The sequence below is a fragment of the Gordonia sp. (in: high G+C Gram-positive bacteria) genome, from assembly GCF_047602025.1.
In the GTDB taxonomy this organism is placed as follows: domain Bacteria; phylum Actinomycetota; class Actinomycetes; order Mycobacteriales; family Mycobacteriaceae; genus Gordonia.
Map to the genome: position 1 here is coordinate 1,683,993 of NZ_JASGII010000001.1, position 16,586 is coordinate 1,700,578.

Annotated in this window: 20 protein-coding genes; 6 read left to right on the forward strand and 14 right to left on the reverse strand. The window is 69.5% G+C overall.

Going from position 1 to position 16,586, the window contains the following annotated elements; all coding sequences use genetic code 11:
* Positions 1-63: 63 nt before the first annotated feature.
* Genes QM728_RS08365 through thyX form a run of 3 tightly spaced genes read right to left on the reverse strand, consistent with a single transcriptional unit; the run spans position 64 to position 3,699 of the window.
* Positions 64-2,028, reverse strand: coding sequence for a ribonuclease J (locus QM728_RS08365; protein WP_415031565.1), 1,965 nt, complete (start codon positions 2,026-2,028; stop codon positions 64-66).
* Positions 2,025-2,930 carry a 4-hydroxy-tetrahydrodipicolinate synthase gene (gene dapA, locus QM728_RS08370; RefSeq protein ID WP_415031566.1) on the reverse strand — a complete coding sequence of 302 codons (906 nt, stop codon included), beginning with the start codon at positions 2,928-2,930 and terminating at the stop codon, positions 2,025-2,027. Before dapA ends, QM728_RS08365 begins: the two co-directional genes overlap by 4 nt.
* 19 nt (positions 2,931-2,949) lie before the next feature.
* Complete coding sequence (gene thyX / locus QM728_RS08375; protein WP_415031567.1) at positions 2,950-3,699, reverse strand: FAD-dependent thymidylate synthase; 750 nt, start codon at positions 3,697-3,699, stop codon at positions 2,950-2,952.
* 53 nt (positions 3,700-3,752) lie between these two features.
* Here thyX and QM728_RS08380 point away from each other — a divergent pair, with 53 nt between their 5' ends.
* Together QM728_RS08380 and QM728_RS08385 are read left to right on the forward strand one after the other, a co-directional pair.
* Positions 3,753-4,511 (forward strand): tyrosine-protein phosphatase, encoded by a 759-nt coding sequence (locus QM728_RS08380; protein ID WP_415031568.1) that lies wholly within the window; start codon positions 3,753-3,755, stop codon positions 4,509-4,511.
* Between the two features lie 59 nt (positions 4,512-4,570).
* The gene (locus QM728_RS08385) at positions 4,571-5,350 is read left to right on the forward strand and encodes a tyrosine-protein phosphatase (RefSeq protein WP_415031569.1); all 780 of its coding nucleotides are present in this window, start codon (positions 4,571-4,573) and stop codon (positions 5,348-5,350) included.
* 10 nt (positions 5,351-5,360) lie between these two features.
* On the opposite strand, the gene QM728_RS08390 is transcribed toward QM728_RS08385, so the two are convergent.
* From QM728_RS08390 to dapB, 11 genes are all read right to left on the reverse strand, one after another.
* The gene (locus QM728_RS08390) at positions 5,361-6,146 is read right to left on the reverse strand and encodes a DNA polymerase beta superfamily protein (RefSeq protein WP_415031570.1); all 786 of its coding nucleotides are present in this window, start codon (positions 6,144-6,146) and stop codon (positions 5,361-5,363) included.
* A gap of 79 nt (positions 6,147-6,225) precedes the next feature.
* Positions 6,226-6,996, reverse strand: a complete 771-nt coding sequence (locus QM728_RS08395) for an HAD-IIB family hydrolase (RefSeq protein ID WP_415031571.1) — start codon at positions 6,994-6,996, stop codon at positions 6,226-6,228.
* Positions 6,997-7,048: 52 nt separating this feature from the next.
* Complete coding sequence (locus tag QM728_RS08400) at positions 7,049-7,615, reverse strand: hypothetical protein (protein ID WP_415031572.1); 567 nt, start codon at positions 7,613-7,615, stop codon at positions 7,049-7,051.
* Between the two features lie 13 nt (positions 7,616-7,628).
* Positions 7,629-8,156, reverse strand: coding sequence for a dihydrofolate reductase (locus QM728_RS08405; protein ID WP_415031573.1), 528 nt, complete (start codon positions 8,154-8,156; stop codon positions 7,629-7,631).
* Positions 8,153-8,959 carry a thymidylate synthase gene (locus QM728_RS08410; protein WP_415031574.1) on the reverse strand — a complete coding sequence of 269 codons (807 nt, stop codon included), beginning with the start codon at positions 8,957-8,959 and terminating at the stop codon, positions 8,153-8,155. Before QM728_RS08410 ends, QM728_RS08405 begins: the two co-directional genes overlap by 4 nt.
* A gap of 60 nt (positions 8,960-9,019) precedes the next feature.
* Positions 9,020-10,114 carry a hypothetical protein gene (locus tag QM728_RS08415; RefSeq protein WP_415031575.1) on the reverse strand — a complete coding sequence of 365 codons (1,095 nt, stop codon included), beginning with the start codon at positions 10,112-10,114 and terminating at the stop codon, positions 9,020-9,022.
* A gap of 102 nt (positions 10,115-10,216) precedes the next feature.
* Positions 10,217-10,735 (reverse strand): hypothetical protein, encoded by a 519-nt coding sequence (locus tag QM728_RS08420; protein ID WP_415031576.1) that lies wholly within the window; start codon positions 10,733-10,735, stop codon positions 10,217-10,219.
* Positions 10,732-12,093, reverse strand: coding sequence for an MFS transporter (locus QM728_RS08425; protein WP_415031577.1), 1,362 nt, complete (start codon positions 12,091-12,093; stop codon positions 10,732-10,734). Before QM728_RS08425 ends, QM728_RS08420 begins: the two co-directional genes overlap by 4 nt.
* Positions 12,094-12,097: 4 nt before the next feature.
* On the reverse strand, positions 12,098-12,553 hold the full coding sequence (locus QM728_RS08430) for a flavodoxin family protein (protein WP_415031578.1): 456 nt from the start codon (positions 12,551-12,553) through the stop codon (positions 12,098-12,100).
* Between the two features lie 10 nt (positions 12,554-12,563).
* A complete protein-coding gene (locus QM728_RS08435) occupies positions 12,564-13,043 on the reverse strand; it encodes a hypothetical protein (RefSeq protein WP_415031579.1) in 480 nt (159 codons plus the stop codon).
* A gap of 9 nt (positions 13,044-13,052) precedes the next feature.
* Positions 13,053-13,808 carry a 4-hydroxy-tetrahydrodipicolinate reductase gene (dapB, locus tag QM728_RS08440; RefSeq protein ID WP_415031580.1) on the reverse strand — a complete coding sequence of 252 codons (756 nt, stop codon included), beginning with the start codon at positions 13,806-13,808 and terminating at the stop codon, positions 13,053-13,055.
* Positions 13,809-13,899: 91 nt separating this feature from the next.
* Here dapB and QM728_RS08445 point away from each other — a divergent pair, with 91 nt between their 5' ends.
* The 4 genes from QM728_RS08445 to QM728_RS08460 all read left to right on the forward strand — a co-directional run bounded on the left by QM728_RS08445 (position 13,900) and on the right by QM728_RS08460 (position 16,573).
* Positions 13,900-14,415: a hypothetical protein gene (locus tag QM728_RS08445; RefSeq protein WP_415031581.1), complete on the forward strand. Its 516-nt coding sequence runs from the start codon at positions 13,900-13,902 to the stop codon at positions 14,413-14,415.
* Positions 14,416-14,471: 56 nt separating this feature from the next.
* On the forward strand, positions 14,472-15,476 hold the full coding sequence (locus tag QM728_RS08450) for a GNAT family N-acetyltransferase (RefSeq protein WP_415031582.1): 1,005 nt from the start codon (positions 14,472-14,474) through the stop codon (positions 15,474-15,476).
* Between the two features lie 85 nt (positions 15,477-15,561).
* Complete coding sequence (locus QM728_RS08455) at positions 15,562-16,170, forward strand: hypothetical protein (protein ID WP_415031583.1); 609 nt, start codon at positions 15,562-15,564, stop codon at positions 16,168-16,170.
* An 88-nt stretch (positions 16,171-16,258) separates the two neighbouring features.
* Entirely contained in the window at positions 16,259-16,573 is a 315-nt protein-coding gene (locus QM728_RS08460) for a monooxygenase (RefSeq protein ID WP_415031584.1), read from the forward strand.
* Positions 16,574-16,586 lie beyond the last annotated feature (13 nt).

Sequence of the window (16,586 nt, forward strand, 5' to 3'; positions counted from 1 at the left end):
GTCACAACAATCACTCACGCAACACCGGTACCAGCGCGTCGTGTCGGATTTGTGATGTGCGGGCTACTGGTTCACTTCGAGGACCGTTGGGACGATCATCGGCCGACGCCGGTAGGTCTCGGCGACCCAGCGGCCCACCGCACGGCGGATGGCCTGCGCGACGGCATGAGCATCGGTGATGCCCTCGCTGGAGAGCACGTCGAGCGCGTTGTTGACCACCTCGGCGGCCTCCTTGAGCGCGTCGGGGCTGTCGGAGAAGCCGCGGCCGGACACCTCGGGCGTGGAGACCGGCTTGCCGGTGGCCGCGTCGACGGCGACGGTGATCGCGATGAATCCGCCCTCGCCCAGGACCAGGCGCTCGGACAGGGTCGACTCGCCGACGTCGCCGACCGACAGCCCGTCGACGTAGACGTGCCCGACCGGGACCCGGCCGACGATCTCGGCGAGGCCGTCGACCAGGTCGACCACGACGCCGTCCTCGGCCAGCACGATGCGGTCCGGGTCGACGCCGGTCGCCTCGGCCAGCGCCGCGTTGGCGCGCAGGTGGCGCCACTCGCCGTGCACCGGCATCGCGTTCGTGGGCCGCACGGCGTTGTAGAGGTAGAGCAGCTCGCCGGCCGACGCGTGGCCGGAGACGTGCACCTTCGCGCTCTGCTGGGTGATGACCTTGGCACCGCGGCGCACGAGGCCGTTGACGACCGCGAACACCGAGTTCTCGTTGCCCGGGATGAGCGAGGACGCCAGCACCACCAGGTCGTTGGCACGAATGTTGATCTGCCGGTGTTCGCCGCGGGCCATCCGGGACAGCGCCGAGAGCGGCTCGCCCTGCGAACCGGTCGAGATGAGGACGAGGCGGTCGTCGGGCAGCGACGCCGCGGTGTCCAGGTCGACGATGACGCCGTCGGGCACCGAGAGGTAGCCGAGGTCCTGGGCGATCTGCATGTTGCGGACCATCGACCGGCCGACGAAGGCGACGCGGCGGTTGTGTCGGTCGGCGACGTCGACGATCTGCTGGATGCGGTGCACGTGGCTGGCGAAGGACGCGACGATGACGCGCTGGCGCGCCTGCCCGATCACCTGATCGAGGACGACGCCGATCTCCCGCTCGGGGGTGACGAACCCGGGCACCTCGGCGTTCGTCGAGTCGACGAGGAACAGGTCGACGCCGTCGTCGCCGAGCCGGCTGAAGCCCGCCAGATCGGTGAGCCGGCCGTCGAGCGGCAGTTGGTCGAGCTTGATGTCGCCGGTGTGCAGCGCCAGTCCGGCCGGCGTGCGGATCGCGACGGCGATCGCGTCGGGAATCGAGTGGTTGACGGCGAAGTACTCGCAGTCGAACGGGCCGTGCTGGGTGCGCTGGCCCTCGGCGACCTCGACCAGCTTGGGGCGCTGCCGGTGCTCGCGGCACTTGGCCGCGACGAGCGCCAGGGTGAACCGGGAGCCGACGACGGGGATGTCGCCGCGCAGGCGCAGCAGGAACGGCACGGCGCCGATGTGGTCCTCGTGCCCGTGGGTGAGGATGATGGCGGCGACGTCGTCCATCCGGTCCTCGATGTAGTGGAAGTCCGGCAGGATCAGGTCGACGCCGGGCTGGGCGTCCTCGGGGAACAGCACGCCGCAGTCGACGATGAGCAGCTGGCCGTCGAACTCGAAGACCGTCATGTTGCGGCCGATCTCGCCGATGCCGCCGAGGGCCACCACGCGCAGGCCGCCGGTCGGCAGCTTCGGCGGCAGGCCGAGCCGGTCGACGGGCAGTGCGCCGGCGGCCGCCGCTCCCCCGCCGCCCCCGGACTTCTTGCGCTTGTTCTTGCGGTTCTTGCCCTTGCGCGACTGCCCGCCACCGTCGGCCGTCGCCCCACCACCGTTGCCGGCGCTGCCCGACGGCTGGGCGTGGGACTGCTCGACGGCCAGCGTCTCCACCGGCACCTCGCCGGCGGGCACGTCCGGTTCAGGGGCGGGCGCCGGCTCGGCGGGCGGACCGGCCTGCCGGCTGGCGCTGCGCCGTCGGCGGCGGACCGGCTCGTCGGTCATGCCAGGACGCCCGCGTCACGCAGGTCGACGATGAGTTCTTCGATCTGGGGGCCGGTCGCGGGCACCTGCGGCAGACGCGGGTCGCCGACGTCGAGGCCCTGGATGCGCAGCGCGGCCTTCACCAGGGTGACGCCGCCCAGGCGCGACATGGCCCGGTAGAGCGGGGCCATCGACAAGTTGAGCTCGCGGGCCTTGGCCAGGTCGCCGTTGCCGACCGCGATGTGTAGGTCGCGCAACCGGTCGGCGACCAGGTGGCCGATGACGCTGACACAACCGACGGCGCCGACGGAGAACCACGGCAGGTTCAGTCCGTCGTCGCCGGAGTAGTAGTCGAGCCCGGTCGCCTCGATCATCTCCGCACCGGCGGTCAGATCACCCTTGGCGTCCTTCACCGCGACGATGTTCGGGTGCTCGGCGAGCTTGCGCATGGTGTCGTCGGCGACGGGCACGACCGAGCGCGGCGGGATGTCGTAGACCATCACCGGCAAGTCGGTGCCGTCGGCGACGGCGGTGAAATGCGCGAGCAGGCCGGCCTGCGGCGGCTTCGAGTAGTACGGGGTGACGACGAGCAGACCGTCCGCGCCGGCCTTCGCCGCGTTCTGGGCGAACACGACGCTCTCGGCGGTGTCGTAGGTGCCGACGCCGGCGATGATCTTCACGCGGCCACCGATGGCGTCGCGAACCGCGGCCATGACCTCGAGCTTCTCCTCGGGCTGGGTGGTCGGCGACTCACCCGTGGTGCCGGCCAGGACGAGGCTGTCGACGCCCTTGTCGGCGAGGTGCACGGCCAACTCGGCGGCCTTGTCGAGGTCCAACCGGCCGTCGGCGGAAAACGGGGTCACCATGGCGACGCCGATCGTGCCGAAGGCACGCTCGGATGTCGGGGTCTCACCTGCGCTCATAGTGGCCAAGGCTACCCGCTCACCCCTCGAGAACGAATGGCGAGGTGGCCACTTCGGTGCCGTCCGGAAGCGGCGAAATCTCGAAGTCGCCGAACACCGTGGGCGCGAGCTCGGTCAGCTGTCGCAGACACGCCACGGCGAGCTCGCGGATCTCGACGTCCGCGTGCTCGGTAGCCCGCATGCCGATGAAGTGGCGCCACGCCCGGTAGTTGCCGGTGACGACGATCTTGGTCTCAGTCGCGTTGGGCAGCACGGCGCGCGCCGCCTGTCGTGCCTGCTTGCGCCGGAGGATCGCGTTGGGCACGTCGGCGAACTTGGCCTCCAGCTTCGCCAGGAGTTCGACGTAGGCGGCCCGACTCTCCTCGGTCGCCGCGAGGAACATCGCCTCGAGTTCGGCGTCGCCGCGGATCGCCGGCGGTGCGACGACGCTCGAATCGTGCTCCGGCACGAATCGTTGCGACAGTTGCGAGTACGAAAAGTGCCGGTGGCGGATCAATTCGTGGCTGCAGGACCGCGAGATCCCGGTGATGTAGAAAGTGGCGGTGGCGTGCTCGAACAACGACGTGTGCCCGACTTCGAGCACGTGCCGCAGGTAGCCGGTGTTCGACGCGGTGCGCGGGTTCGGCTTGTCCCAACTCTCGTAGCAGGCGCGACCGGCGAACTCGATGAGCGCCTCGCCTCCGTCGGCGTCGGTGCTCCACGGCACGTCGGGTGCGGTGAACTGGGTCGACGCGACCAACTGCACCTTCAGCGGGGCGAACTCGGACACCGTTTCCAGGCCTCTCTTAGGACTCTTGCAGGTTGATTCACTAGATTAGTCCCATGCTCACGACCGTCCGACCGGCGCGCCGACGCCGCCTGCTGTCCGCCGCCGCCGCGATCGCGCTGGTGCTGACCCCGGCGACCACGGCGCTCACCGCCGCGCCGGCCGACGCCGCCCCGGCGCCCTACCGGGTGAAGGTCGACGGCGCGTTCAACACCCGCGGCCTGGCCACCTACACCACCAACGGCGGTCGCGGCATCTCCGGCAAGGTGTTTCGCAGCAGCGACCTGAGCCAGGTGACCCCGGTCGGACAGCAGCAACTCGCCCAGTTGGGCGTGCGCAGCATCATCGACCTGCGCTCGGACCCCGAGCGCGCCATGCGCCCCGACGTGGCGGTGCCCTTCGCCCCGCTCTTCGTCGCCGACGTGATGCGCCTGGCCCCGTTCTCCGGCTACTCGAACTTCCCGGGGATGTACCAGACCTTCGTCGACAACCCCGGCGCTCTCGTCGCGTGGCGCGCCATGGTGCTGAAGCTGACGCAGACCGCACGGGCGGGCGGCACGACGGTGATCAACTGCACCGCCGGCCGCGATCGTTCCGGGTGGGCGATGGCACTGATCCTGCGCCTGCTCGATGCTCCGATGGAGACCATCGAGGCTGATTTCCAGGCGCAGCACGACGGCGTCGACGTGGCCTGGATGCGCGGTGCCTTCCAGCACGCGAACGCCCTGTACGGCAACTGGGACAACTATGTGCGGGTCGGTTTGCGGTTGACGCCGCAGGACGTGCACGCGCTGCGGGCCGCGCTGCTGCGCTGACCGTCGCGGCGCAAACGCCCGATAGCGCGAAACCGGGCAGCGCCGGTTATTGTCGGACCATGCGCACCCTCCCCCGGCGCCTGGGCGCCCCTCTCCTCGCCGCTTCCCTCACCTTCACCGGCCTGGTGGCCCCGGCCGCGATGGCCGTGCCGGCCCCGGCCATGAAGAACGACCCGCGCCTGGTCGCGCTCACCGGAACCAAGAACACCCGCACGTTCGCGACCTACCGGACCGTCGACGGCGCGTCGATCACCCCGCGCGTCATGCGCAGCGACACCCTGGCCCACCTGACCGATCGGGACCGGCGCAAGCTCGCCGCCCGCGGGCTGGCCACCGTCGTCGACCTGCGCACGCTGCCCGAGCGCGCCCTTCAGCCCGACCGCGGTCCGGTGCGCGCCCGCGAGCACGTCGTGGACATCTTCGGCGCCGAAGTCTTGGAGAACATCGACCTCGATTCGGCCTACAAGTTCTTCGTCACCGACGCCGGCGCCCGCGCCGGGTTCGCCCGCGCCCTGCGTCTGATCTCCTCGACCCTCGGCCGCGACCGGGCCGCCCTGTTCCACTGCACGTCGGGCAAGGACCGCACCGGCTGGACGGCGGCACTGCTGTTGACCATCGCCGGGGTGGACCGCGCGACGGTCGAGCGCGACTATCTCGCGTCGAACAAGTTCCGCCAGGCCCGCGACGGCAGCTCCGAGGGTGTCACCCTGCGCTGGCTGCGGGAGTCGATCGGCGAGGCGAATTCCCGTTACGGCAGCATCGACGGCTACGTGCGACGCGGCCTGGGTCTGACCGCCCACGAAGTCGCCACGCTGCGCCACCGCCTGCGGGCGGCCTGACCCCGGGGGATCAGACCCACCCCCAGTGTCGCCGGTGGGCGTCGACGGACCACGCGTTGATGACATCGAGGTCGACGCGCTCCGGCAGCGGCGTGGCCCCGGTGTCGAGGAGTTCGCGGACTTCGGCCTCGATGGCGGCGATCTCGGCGGAGACCTCGGCGCGCGGAATCTCGCCGCGCTTGACGGCCAGCACGCGCTCGCGCTGCGCGTCGGGCAGCGGCAGGGTGAGTCGCCCGTCACGGGCGATCTCGTGCCCCTGGTAGGCCAGGCGCAGCGCATGGCTGCCGTACTTGACGTCCCAGCCGTACTTGGCGATCAACTCCGGCCGGTTCGGCACGTTGCGCTTGGACTGGCCGAGCATCCGCTCGTGCTGTGAGTGCATGTAGCCGAGGAACCGTTCGACGGCCGCCTGCGACAGGAACGCCATCCGCATGTCGCGCAGCTCGTCGCCCAGCGGCGTCGTCAGAACGACAGACTCCGGCGGGGCGAACAGCGGCAGCATCACCGTCGGATTGCCCTTGATCGCCAGGCGCAGGTACTTGCGCAGCGAATACAGGACCAGGTCGGTGTCGCCGTGCCCGCTGCGGACGCCCTCGGGCTGTGTGCGCCAGATGTAGTCGTCGCGACGATCGCGCACGCCCAGGCGGTATTCGGGCGGCTCGACGTAGACACCCATCTCGTCGTGGTCGTCGGTGCCGGCGATGGCGATCCCGTGGACCCCGCTGCCGACGACGGAGCGCAGGATCTCGTTGGGCAGGGCGACGTCGGGGTCGCCGTATTCGACGTTCGCGTTCATCCGGGGCTCCTTCCGCGGTCGTGGATCGGGGAAGTCTGAACCTAGCGCCGGGGCACCGCCGGAGACGAGTGGTTTTCGGTCAGTCGTCCGACGACAGCAGTTCGATGAGGCGCTCGGCGGTGTCCTCGTGGCCGTGCACGGCAATCGAGTCGATCCCCAGATCCTTGACCGGGCGGTCATTGCCGCCCTCGTCGAGGCGGTCGCCGTAGAACAGGATGTCGCCGGTGCCCAGGTCGAGCATCTCCATGAGGCGACGGGCGCCGTAGGCCTTGTCGATGCCCTTGCGGGTGATGTCGACGGACGTGGAGCCGCCGCTGCGGACCTCCAGGTCGGGCAGCCGCTCGGCGGCGTACGCGCGCAGCGACTCCTTCTTGCGGCCGTCCGGGTCCCAGGCGGCCTTGGCGTCGACCGGTGCCCGCTGGCCGAGGGCACTGAAGGTGATCTGGCTGCCGCGGTCCTCGAGGATGGGCCCCCAGGTCTTCGACTCCCAGAGACCGAGTTCGCGGGCCCCCTCCTCGACGACGGCGAGGGCGCGCTCCTTCTGGTCGTCGGTCAGGTCCTCCTTGTAGACCGTCTCCCAGTCGCCGTCGGTGAACCGCAGGTAGTGGGTTCCGCAGGTCGGCATGAGGTGCAGGTTCGCGAGGCCGTCGAAGTCGCCGATCCGGTTCAACACCTGGTTGCGGAACTGCTTCTCGTTGCCCCCGGAGATGATGCACACTGACGCCTCGCCGAGCAGTCGGCGCATGAGGTCGACCATCTCGTCGGTCAGCGGGCTCTTCGACGCCGCCAGCGTGTCGTCGAGGTCGAACATGACCAGATCGTAGGACTTGCCGTCCGTCGTCACCGCCACTGCACAAACCCCTGTATCGATCTCGTCGACGGACCTCCCGTCGAAACCGGATCTACTCTGTCATCTCCGCGTCGGCGGCGGCTCCCCGCCCCTTGTACCAGTCGGTGAACCACATGGGCAGGACGAAAGCGGCCACCTGCACGACGCCGTCGGCCACGTTGCCGTAGTCCTTGGCGAAGATGAGCCACAGCGCGAGCGCCGCCGCGGTGAAGGCCAACGCCCACGCCCCGGTGATGACCCGGTTGATGCGCTTGAACTTCTCGCTCCCCCAGTACTCGCGGGGCACTTCGCGCTTGGCGATCCCCTCGGTGAACGGCTTGCCGATCGCCAGCGAGCCCCACGCGGTCACCGCCAGCCAGGCGAAGGAGCAGACGCTGTCGTACCGGTGGAAATCCGAGTGCTGGGCGACGAAGCCGATCACCGCAACGACCACGAAGAAGATCACGGCGCTGATCTCAAGGATCTGCGAATCGGGCGTCACGCCGCTGCGCCGGTCCTGCAGGATCAGTGCCAGGCCCACCACGACTGCGGCGACCGCGCCCCAGCGCCACGACGTGTCGCTGAACGACGCGACGATCGCATAGGTGATCCACGGGGCAAAGCTCCGCACGACGGTCATGTCCGCTCCTCGGCTAATGGTTCCTGGGACGGTAGTTGACGAAGCGGTAGCGCGCGCCGGAACTCGATTCGAGCCAGTCGCCGGTGAAGTACGGCTCCCAGTCGTCGCCGATCTCCGGGGCGAAAGCGTCGGCGCCGGGCACGTCGAGGTCGATCTCGGTGGTCTTCAGCTCGGTGGCCCGGCGCATTGTCGCGCGGTAGATCTCGGCGCCGCCGATAACCGCGACGGGTTCACCCTCGGCGAGCACGAGCGCCTCGTCGACGGTCCGTGCCGGGATGGCGCCGTCGGCCGACCAGTCCGGATCGCGGGTGACGACGATGTTGCGCCGATCCGGCAGCGGCCGAAACTTCGGCGGGAGCGAGTCCCACGTCTTGCGGCCCATGATGACGGGGTAGCCGATCGTCAGCTCTTTGAAGCGGGCCATGTCCTCGGGAACGCGCCACGGGATGGTGCCGGCGCGACCGATCGCCCGGTCGCGGGCCTGGGCCCACACCAGGGTGACGCGCGTGGGCAGCGGGACCCAGGCGAAGTCGTCGGTCACACCGCCACCGGCGCCTTGATACCCGGGTGGCACCGGTAGTCGAGGATTTCGACGTCCTCGTACTCGTAGGCGTCGATCGAATCGCGCTGGCGCAGGCGCAGCGTCGGATAGGGATACGGCTCGCGCGCGAGTTGCGTGGTCACCTGCTCGACGTGGTTGTCGTAGATGTGGCAGTCACCGCCGGTCCAGATGAAGTCGCCGACGTCGAGCCCGGCCTGCTGGGCCATCATGTGCGTCAGCAGCGCGTAGGAGGCGATGTTGAACGGGACGCCCAGGAACAGGTCGGCGCTGCGCTGGTACAACTGGCACGACAGTTTCCCGTCGGCGACGTAGAACTGGAAGAACGCGTGGCACGGCGGCAGCGCCATCTGCGGGATCTCCCCGACGTTCCAGGCGGACACGATGTTGCGCCGCGAGTCCGGGTTCGATTTGAGCATCTCGATTGCGCCCGCGATCTGGTCGACGTGCTCGCCCGACGGCGTCGGCCACGCGCGCCACTGCACGCCGTAGACGGGTCCGAGGTCGCCGTTCGCGTCGGCCCACTCATCCCAGATGGTGACGCCGTGCTCCTGCAACCAGCGGACGTTGGAATCGCCGCGCAAGAACCAGAGCAACTCGTAGACGATGGACTTGAGGTGCACCTTCTTGGTGGTGATGAGCGGGAAGCCCTCGCTCAGGTCGTAGCGCAGCTGGTGCCCGAAGACCGACTTGGTGCCGGTGCCGGTGCGGTCGGCCTTGGGCGTCCCGTTCTCCAGCACGTGGCGCAGCAGGTCCTCGTACGGCGTGGGGATCGGCGCGCTCATGCCGTCCACTCTATCCGCGCCCGCGCCGCCGCCGAGGAGACGGCGGCGGCGAGTCGCTCCCTAGCGGTCGAAGCTGATCGCCGGCGGGCTCTTGGTCAGGTCCGCCTCGATAATCGAGTAGGCCTTCGACTCGCCGGCCTCGGGGCCGGCCGTGTACGGGAAGACGAGGTCCACGCTGTAGTACGTCAGCGACAGCTTGTACTCGTAGAACGTGTAGTCCTTGAACGTCGTCGGCGTGAGTGCCGGCATCTTCCAGCTCACCGAGGCGGCGTTCGAGCCCCGCAACTTGTTTGGGCAGTTGGCCGGGGCGGCTTCCTTGGACTGCACGCACTCCGCGATGCGGTCGCGGATGGCCTTCTCGGCGGCGGCGATTCCGGCCGGCGAGACGTTCGGCTTCACATCGCTCGACGACAGGTTGGCGTAGCTCAGATCCTTGAGGCCGAAGATCACGTCGGTGTTCACGCTGAAGTTCGGGTTGAGCGGAGCGATGCCGGCCCACCCCGGGAACAGGTACAGCGTGGTGTCGTTGTCGGTGAGCTGCTTGCCCATCACGGTGTAGGCCTGGGTGCGGCCGCCGACGGAGGAGACTTTGAGTTTGACGGCCGCGTTGTCCAGCTTCCACTTGCCGTCCTTCTTCTTCATGTAGAGGGTCTCGTCGGAGGTCTTGCTGCCGAACTTGACGCTGACGTGGACGCTGCCGAAGCTGATGCTGGACTTGGTGGTCTGGTCCTCGAGGATCCGGATGTCGGTGATCGGTGCCTTCGCGATCTGCTTCTTGAGCACCTCGTTGGTGAGGAGCTCCTTGGAACCGGGCTCGCCGGCGCCGAAGGACAGCGCCTTGTTCGCGTCGCCGGCGGCCAGCGCCTGGAGGTAGGCCTTGACGGTGTCGCCGGCCGGGGCCGACTTCTTGTTGGTCAGCAGGAAGATCCCGCCGATCGCCACCAGCGAGACCACCAGGAACGTCGCCAGTCCACCGACGATCCACTTCGTGGAGTTGTTCTTCGGCGCCGGCGGCGGCCCCGGGACGCCTGGCGCACCGGGGGCGGCGTAGACGCCCGGAGCGCCGGGGCCGGGCGGGACAGCGCCGCCGGGCGGCGGGTTCTGGCCCCAGCCGGACGGGGTCTGCGGCTGGTTCTGCGGCGGAGGGAAGGTCATCGGTGGCTCCTGGTCATCGCTCGTGGCCGACGCGATGCGCCGCGGACGCCGATCACTCTAACCAGACCGGCCCGCGGCGTCAGTCATCTGACGGCGACGGCATTACTCCGGCGCCCGCACGCGATAGCGCGGATCCTCGATGAGCCTGTCGATCAACGCGATGAACGTGTCCGCGGCGTCAGCGGTGACGAACTCGCCGAGGTCGCGCGGCTCGGTGTTCGGCGCGAGCAGGCCGAGGACCTCGCCGTCGGTGCTGGGCACCACCCACAGTCGCCGCAACCCGCCGGCACTGAGGCGCTGCTGCGGATCGGGGTCGTCGCTGACCTCGCCGGGCACTGCCCACTCAACGCCGGGGTGGTCCGTATCGGCGCCGGTGAGGACGCCGTCGCCGCCGATCCGCGCGTGTTCGGGCATCCGGATTATCTGGGAGATCAACGATCCCGCCCGCAGGGCGGACTGCTCGTCGTAGAAGTTGCCGAGTAGCTCGGCGGCGTCGTCGCCCAGCGCCGCGACCATCCCGATGCGCTCGCCGTCGCGGTCACCGATGATGGCCAGCTGGGCCGATCGCCCGTCCGCGAGGACGGTGTCCCACCCCGCGAGCAGCTTGACCTCGTCACTCATTCCGTCCCCTTTGATTCGTCGAATGCTGCGCCCTGCTCACGGTCCAGGAAGGTCGGCGCCTTGTTCCGCAGGCAGCAGACGTAGACGATCAACGACGTTCCGATCACCGCCGTCACGTAGGCGATGAACCAGGGCACCCGGTGCGCCTCCTTGGCCGCCTCGTAGAGCATCGGCGCGGTTCCACCAAAGATCGAATTGGCCATCGCATAGCCGAAGCCGACCCCCAGGGCGCGCACGTGCGACGGGAACAGCTCCGACTTCACCAGCGCGTTGATGGACGTGTAGCCGGTAATGATCACGTAGCCGGCGCAGACCATTGCGAGCGATCCCAGCGCGGTGCCGATCGTCGGCAGGAAGGTGATGAGGAAATAGGTGTAGAACACCCCGCCGACGCCGAAGAAGACCAGCATCGGCTTGCGGCCGACGCGGTCGCTGATGAGACCGCCGATCGGTTGGATCATCATCAGGAACACCAGGCCGGCGAGGTTGATCCAGGTCGCCGTCATGCCGTGGCCCGCGTATGCGGACTTCACCATCGCCGGGGCGTTCACGCTGTAGACGTAGAAGGCGATCGTGCCGCCCATGGTGATCAGGAAGCACAGCACCAACGGCCGCCAGAAGCTGCCGAAGAGCTCGGCCATCGAACCCGACGACGTGTCCTGCCCGTTCCGAACCGCCGCCAGTTGCTCGGCCGAGAGTGATTCGTCCATCGACCGCCGCAGCCAGAACACGACGATCGCCGCCACTCCGCCGATGGCAAACGCGATGCGCCAGCCGAAGTCGTGGAGCTGTGCGGGCGTCAGGAGCCACTGGAGGATCAGTAGCGTCAGCTGGGCGAGCACGTGGCCGCCGACCAGCGTCACGTACTGGAACGACGAGAAGAAGCCGCGGCGCTCGCGGGTGGCCGCCTCGGACATGTATGTGGCCGAGGTGCCGTACTCCCCGCCGGTGGCGAACCCCTGGACGAGGCGGCACAGGACGAGGATGACCGCGGCGGCCACGCCGATCGACTCGCGGCCGGGCACCAGGGCGATGACGAACGAGCAGCCCGCCATCAGCGTCACGCTCGCCGTCAACGCCGCGCGCCGGCCCCGACGGTCGGCAAGACGGCCGAAGAACCACGATCCCACCGGGCGCATCACGAAGGTCACGGCGAAGATCGCGTAGACGTAGACGGTCGAGTTCTTGTCGGCCGGGTCGAAGAACTGCTGCTCGAAGTAGGTGACGAAGACGGTGTAGACGTAGACGTCGTACCACTCGACGAGGTTGCCGCTGGACCCGCGCAGCGTGTTCCACACCGCCCGCCGGGTTTGCGCCACCGAGGACTTGGGCGGCGCCGCGCGACCGGCCCCCGTCATCGGGTCAGTCCCCCATGAGTTGCGCCGCCACCGAGGCGCCCAACTCCCAACAGGCCTGCCGGTCGTCCTTCGTCGGCGCGCCCGACACGACGACGTAGTCGGCGGCCTTGGTCCAGCCGAGGCCGGTGGTGATCGTGGAGAGCGCCTTCTCCGCCCCCTCGGTGCCCTGGTTCCCATGCAGGTAGGCGCCGAACGGACGGCCCTGCGTCGCGTCGAGGATCTGGTAGTACGCCGAGTCGAAGGCGTGCTTGAGTGCACCGCTGATGTAGCCGAGGTTGGCCGGTGTGCCGAGCAGATAGCCGTCGGCGTCGAGGAACTCGGCGGGTGAGACGTGCAGCGCCGGGCGCCGGATGACCTCGACGCCCTCGATGTCGGGAGCGGTGGCACCGGCGACGACGGCCTCGAACATCTCCTGGCAGTGCGGGGACGGCGTGTGGTGCACGATCAGCAGGCGGGCCATGATTCGCGGCTCAGTCCTCGGGGGTCGCGCGGTACTGGGCGACGGCGGTCTTCATCATCTGGCGGGCGCGGGTGCGGTCGCCGGCGTAGTCGTACGCGCGGGCGATGCGGTAGGTGTTGCACCAGTCGTCGGGATCGGCCTCCCACTCGCGGCGGACCTGCTCGAACAGGCCGTCGGCGGCGTCGCGCTCGATGCGGCCGGAGGCCCGGCGCGGGAGTTCGGAGACGTCGAGGTCGCGCCCCTTCTCCACCGCCGCGGCGGCGAGGCGCTGGTGCCAGACACCGGCGGCGAGCGTGCGGTAGAGCATCCACAGCCCCAGCGCGGGCAGGATGAGCACACCCAGGCCCAGGCCGATGGCGGTGGGCTTGCCGGTCGCGACGAGTCCGACGCCCACCTTCGCGAGCACATACATGTAAACGAGCGCGCCGACGACGATGAACGCGATCATCGCGAGCGTCGGCCAGGACCGTTTGACGGGATCTGCACTCATGGTGGCCGCCTAGGCGAGGTTCATGAACTTGTCGAGGCCGACGGTCAACCCCGGGTGCCCACCGATCTCGCGGCAGCCGAGCAGCACGCCGGGCACGAACGAGGTGCGGTCGATGGAGTCGTGCCGGATGGTCAGCGTCTCGCCCTGAGTGCCGAACAGCACCTCCTGGTGCGCGACAAGTCCGGCAAGGCGCACCGAGTGGACGTGGACGTCGCCGACGACGGCGCCGCGGGCGCCGTCGAGCCCGGTCGACGTCGCATCGGGCATCGGCGCCAGGCCTGCCTTCGCCCGGGCCGCAGCGATGAGCTCGGCCGTGCGGCCCGCGGTGCCCGACGGCGCGTCGGCCTTCTGCGGGTGGTGCAGCTCGACGACCTCGGCGGAGGTGAAGAAGCGCGCCGCCTGCTCGGCGAAGTGCATCGACAGAATCGCGCCGATCGCGAAGTTCGGGGCGATTAGGACGCCGACGCCGGGGTTGGCCTTGGTCCACCGCTCGACCTGGTCGAGGCGCTCGGCGGTGAATCCGGTGGTGCCGACGACGGCGTGGATGCCGTTCTCAATGAGGAACTTCAGGTTGTCCATGACGACGTCGGGGTGGGTGAAGTCGACGACGACCTGGGTGCCCGAGTCGGTGAAGGCGGACAGCGCGTCGTCCTTGTCGACGCCGACGGTGAACTCGGTGTCCGGCGCTTCCCGCACGCCGGCGACGATCGCCTGCCCGACCTTGCCGTTGCTGCCGAGCACCCCGACCTTGATGCTGTCCGCCATGACCCCGCGTCTCCTCGATTGATTCGCCCAAACGGGGGAATCCCCCGCAGCGCAACCCTACTGGCGCGCCCGCGACAAATACACTTCGGCCATGAGGAACCCGCACCGGTGGACTGTCGCCGCCCTCGCCGTGTCGATCCCCGCCGCGGCGCTCATCGGCGGGTGCGCGGATCCGCGACCGCCGACGCCGACGAAGACCCTGGTCGGGTTCGTCACCCCCGACAACGAGACCATCTGCTCGGGCCACCTCGGCGGCGCCCTCTGGGGCGGGGTCCCCGAGCAACCGCGCATCGGCTGCTACCGAAATCTATCGAGCCTGCCCAAACCCTCGATCGCGGGCTGCTCGATGGGGATGGGCCGGTTCGGCGGTGCGGCGTCGCTGGGGCCGGACTGGGTCACGACCGGGCTGTGTGCGAGCCAGAGCCCGTTCCTCGACGACACGGCGTCCTATCCGCGCACCGAGGTCGGCGACGTCATCGCGATCGGCGGCGGCAGGTGCGCGGTTGCCGCCGTCGACACCGTCACCTGTCACCTGGGGGCCAACGGGTTCACGCTGTCCCCGACCGTCGTCACCCCCGACGGACGCGATCGCACCGCCGCCGGCTGAGCACCGGTCCGAAATCGGGTGGCCCGGCGGTCGCGGGCGGCCTACGCTCTGTCGCGATGCGAATCACCACCCTGAACGTCGACGACGCGCCATCGTGTCGGGGCGCCTACGCCGTCCTCGTCGCCTGCGGCGATCACGCCCGGCCCTGGAACTCGCCGCCGTCCTTCGACGCGGCGCTCGACCAGTGGCGACACCCGCCGCCGGACATGCGCGTCGAACTGTGGCTCGCCGTCGAAGACAACACCGTCGTCGGCGTCGCCACCCTCGAGGCGCCGATTCGCGACAACCTCGACGTTGCCTTCGTCGACGTGAAGGTCGACCCCGCGCACCGAAACCGCGGTGTCGGCACGCGACTCCAAGAACACCTCCGTACACGCTCCCGCGCACTCGGTCGGTCCCTGCTCATCGCCGAGCCGGTCGTTCCCGCGGGTGCCACCGACCATCCCTATCGCCGCTTTGTCGAGAAGCACGGCTTCGTCCTCGCCAGCACCTCACTGGTCCGGCACCTGGACCTGCCGGTGGACGACGGCCTCCTCGACCGGCTCGCGGCCGACGCGCGCCCGCGCTGGGCCGGCGACTACGAGGTGACCAGCCACTTCGGCTCGGCCCCCGAGGAATTGCACGAGTCGCTCTGCGCGCTGATCAGCCTGTTGGACACCGAGGCGCCGACCGGCGACGTGGCGTTCGAGCCGGTCGTGGTGACCCCGGAGGAATACCGCGAGCAGTGCGCTGCCGCCGAACGCCGGGGATACCCCCGGGTGATCAGCGTCGCCGTCGAGCGCGGCTCCGGGCGAGTCGTCGCGTACTCCGAGGCCGCGCTGCCGGGCGAGGGGACGCTGGCGCGCCAACGCGGAACGCTGGTGCTGCCGGCGCATCGTGGGCGACGACTGGGCACCGCGGTGAAGGTCGCGAACCTGCGGGCCCTGCAGGCCCGGTTGGTCCGGCCGGCCGTGCTGACGACCAACAACGCCACGTCGAACGGGCCGATGGTGGCCATCAACGACGCGCTCGGCTTCCGCGCCGTCGAGGAGAACTCCCTGTTCCGGGCGTTGCTCCCGTAGTCGCGCCGCCGGATCGGTTAGCCTGACCGGACTCATTCCCAGCAGGAAGGCAGCCACCGTGCGCGCGTCGAAGGCTCTACTCCCCTTGTTGATCCTCCCCCTGGCCATCGCGGGTTGCTCCGGCAACAACAAGACCGATGAGGTCACCGTGGTCGCCGTCGCCAAGGACGGCACCCCCCGCGACGGCTGGACCGTCTCCCCCGACGCGCCCATCGACGTCGACTGCAGTGCCGGTCAGGCGAGCCCGTCGTCGCGAACCGACGGGATGCGCTCGTGTGATCCGGTCGCCCTGCACGCCGACGTGTGCTGGCCGGCAAAGGACCCGGGCACGCTGCTGTGCGCCGAGTCGCCGTGGGAGAAGCAGTTGCGGCGCGCCAACGCCGGCGGCCCCCTCCAGCCGGTCGCCAAGCCCGCCGACGCCCAGCCGTGGGGCCTGGAACTGGGCGACGGCACCAAGTGTCAGCTGCGCCGCGGTGGCGGCTGGGGCGGCGGACCGGACAACTCGACCCCGGTCTACGGCTGCCTCTCCGGCGACCTGGCCGTCCTGCAGATGGACAACGCACCCGTGATCGACAAGTCGAAGGCCAAGTGGACCGTCAAGGTCGGGCCGATCGCCGCCAATCCGGATCCGCGAGTGCCCGCCCCGCAGGTCGTCGAGGTGGCGAAGGCCTACTTCACCGGCACCGACCAATAGCCGGTTGAAATCTGCCCGGGTGTGACCATGTGGCTCCCCGCCGACTCGGCCTAACGTCGACGACAACGCCGTTCACCGAGGAGCACACATGGCACACCTGGTCATCTTCGATTTCCCGTCGACGGGCCCGTTCGGAGCCGAGGCCGCGGCCGCCTACGACGGGCTGGCCCGCGACATCGCCGCCGAAGACGGCTTGGTGTGGAAAGTCTGGACCGAGGACGCCGCCGCGAACACCGCCGGCGGGGTTTACCTGTTCACCGACCGCGACGTCGCCGACCGGTATATCGCCAAGCACACCGAACGGCTCGGCTCCTTCGGCATCACCGACATCACCACCGCGCGCCACGACGTGAATGACGGTTTGTCGTCGGTGACGCACGCGGTGCTCGCATCCCGAGCCTGACGGCTCCGTCACC

Bases quoted from the DNA above. Each gene is read 5' to 3' on its own strand.
- QM728_RS08365 (WP_415031565.1), bottom strand. From the start codon at position 2,028: ATGACCGACGAGCCGGTCCGCCGCCGACGGCGCAGCGCCAGCCGGCAG.
- dapA (WP_415031566.1), bottom strand. From the start codon at position 2,930: ATGAGCGCAGGTGAGACCCCGACATCCGAGCGTGCCTTCGGCACGATC.
- QM728_RS08380 (WP_415031568.1), top strand. From the start codon at position 3,753: ATGCTCACGACCGTCCGACCGGCGCGCCGACGCCGCCTGCTGTCCGCC.
- QM728_RS08385 (WP_415031569.1), top strand. From the start codon at position 4,571: ATGCGCACCCTCCCCCGGCGCCTGGGCGCCCCTCTCCTCGCCGCTTCC.
- QM728_RS08390 (WP_415031570.1), bottom strand. From the start codon at position 6,146: ATGAACGCGAACGTCGAATACGGCGACCCCGACGTCGCCCTGCCCAAC.
- QM728_RS08400 (WP_415031572.1), bottom strand. From the start codon at position 7,615: ATGACCGTCGTGCGGAGCTTTGCCCCGTGGATCACCTATGCGATCGTC.
- QM728_RS08410 (WP_415031574.1), bottom strand. From the start codon at position 8,959: ATGAGCGCGCCGATCCCCACGCCGTACGAGGACCTGCTGCGCCACGTG.
- QM728_RS08415 (WP_415031575.1), bottom strand. From the start codon at position 10,114: ATGACCTTCCCTCCGCCGCAGAACCAGCCGCAGACCCCGTCCGGCTGG.
- QM728_RS08420 (WP_415031576.1), bottom strand. From the start codon at position 10,735: ATGAGTGACGAGGTCAAGCTGCTCGCGGGGTGGGACACCGTCCTCGCG.
- QM728_RS08425 (WP_415031577.1), bottom strand. From the start codon at position 12,093: ATGACGGGGGCCGGTCGCGCGGCGCCGCCCAAGTCCTCGGTGGCGCAA.
- QM728_RS08430 (WP_415031578.1), bottom strand. From the start codon at position 12,553: ATGGCCCGCCTGCTGATCGTGCACCACACGCCGTCCCCGCACTGCCAG.
- QM728_RS08435 (WP_415031579.1), bottom strand. From the start codon at position 13,043: ATGAGTGCAGATCCCGTCAAACGGTCCTGGCCGACGCTCGCGATGATC.
- dapB (WP_415031580.1), bottom strand. From the start codon at position 13,808: ATGGCGGACAGCATCAAGGTCGGGGTGCTCGGCAGCAACGGCAAGGTC.
- QM728_RS08445 (WP_415031581.1), top strand. From the start codon at position 13,900: ATGAGGAACCCGCACCGGTGGACTGTCGCCGCCCTCGCCGTGTCGATC.
- QM728_RS08450 (WP_415031582.1), top strand. From the start codon at position 14,472: ATGCGAATCACCACCCTGAACGTCGACGACGCGCCATCGTGTCGGGGC.
- QM728_RS08460 (WP_415031584.1), top strand. From the start codon at position 16,259: ATGGCACACCTGGTCATCTTCGATTTCCCGTCGACGGGCCCGTTCGGA.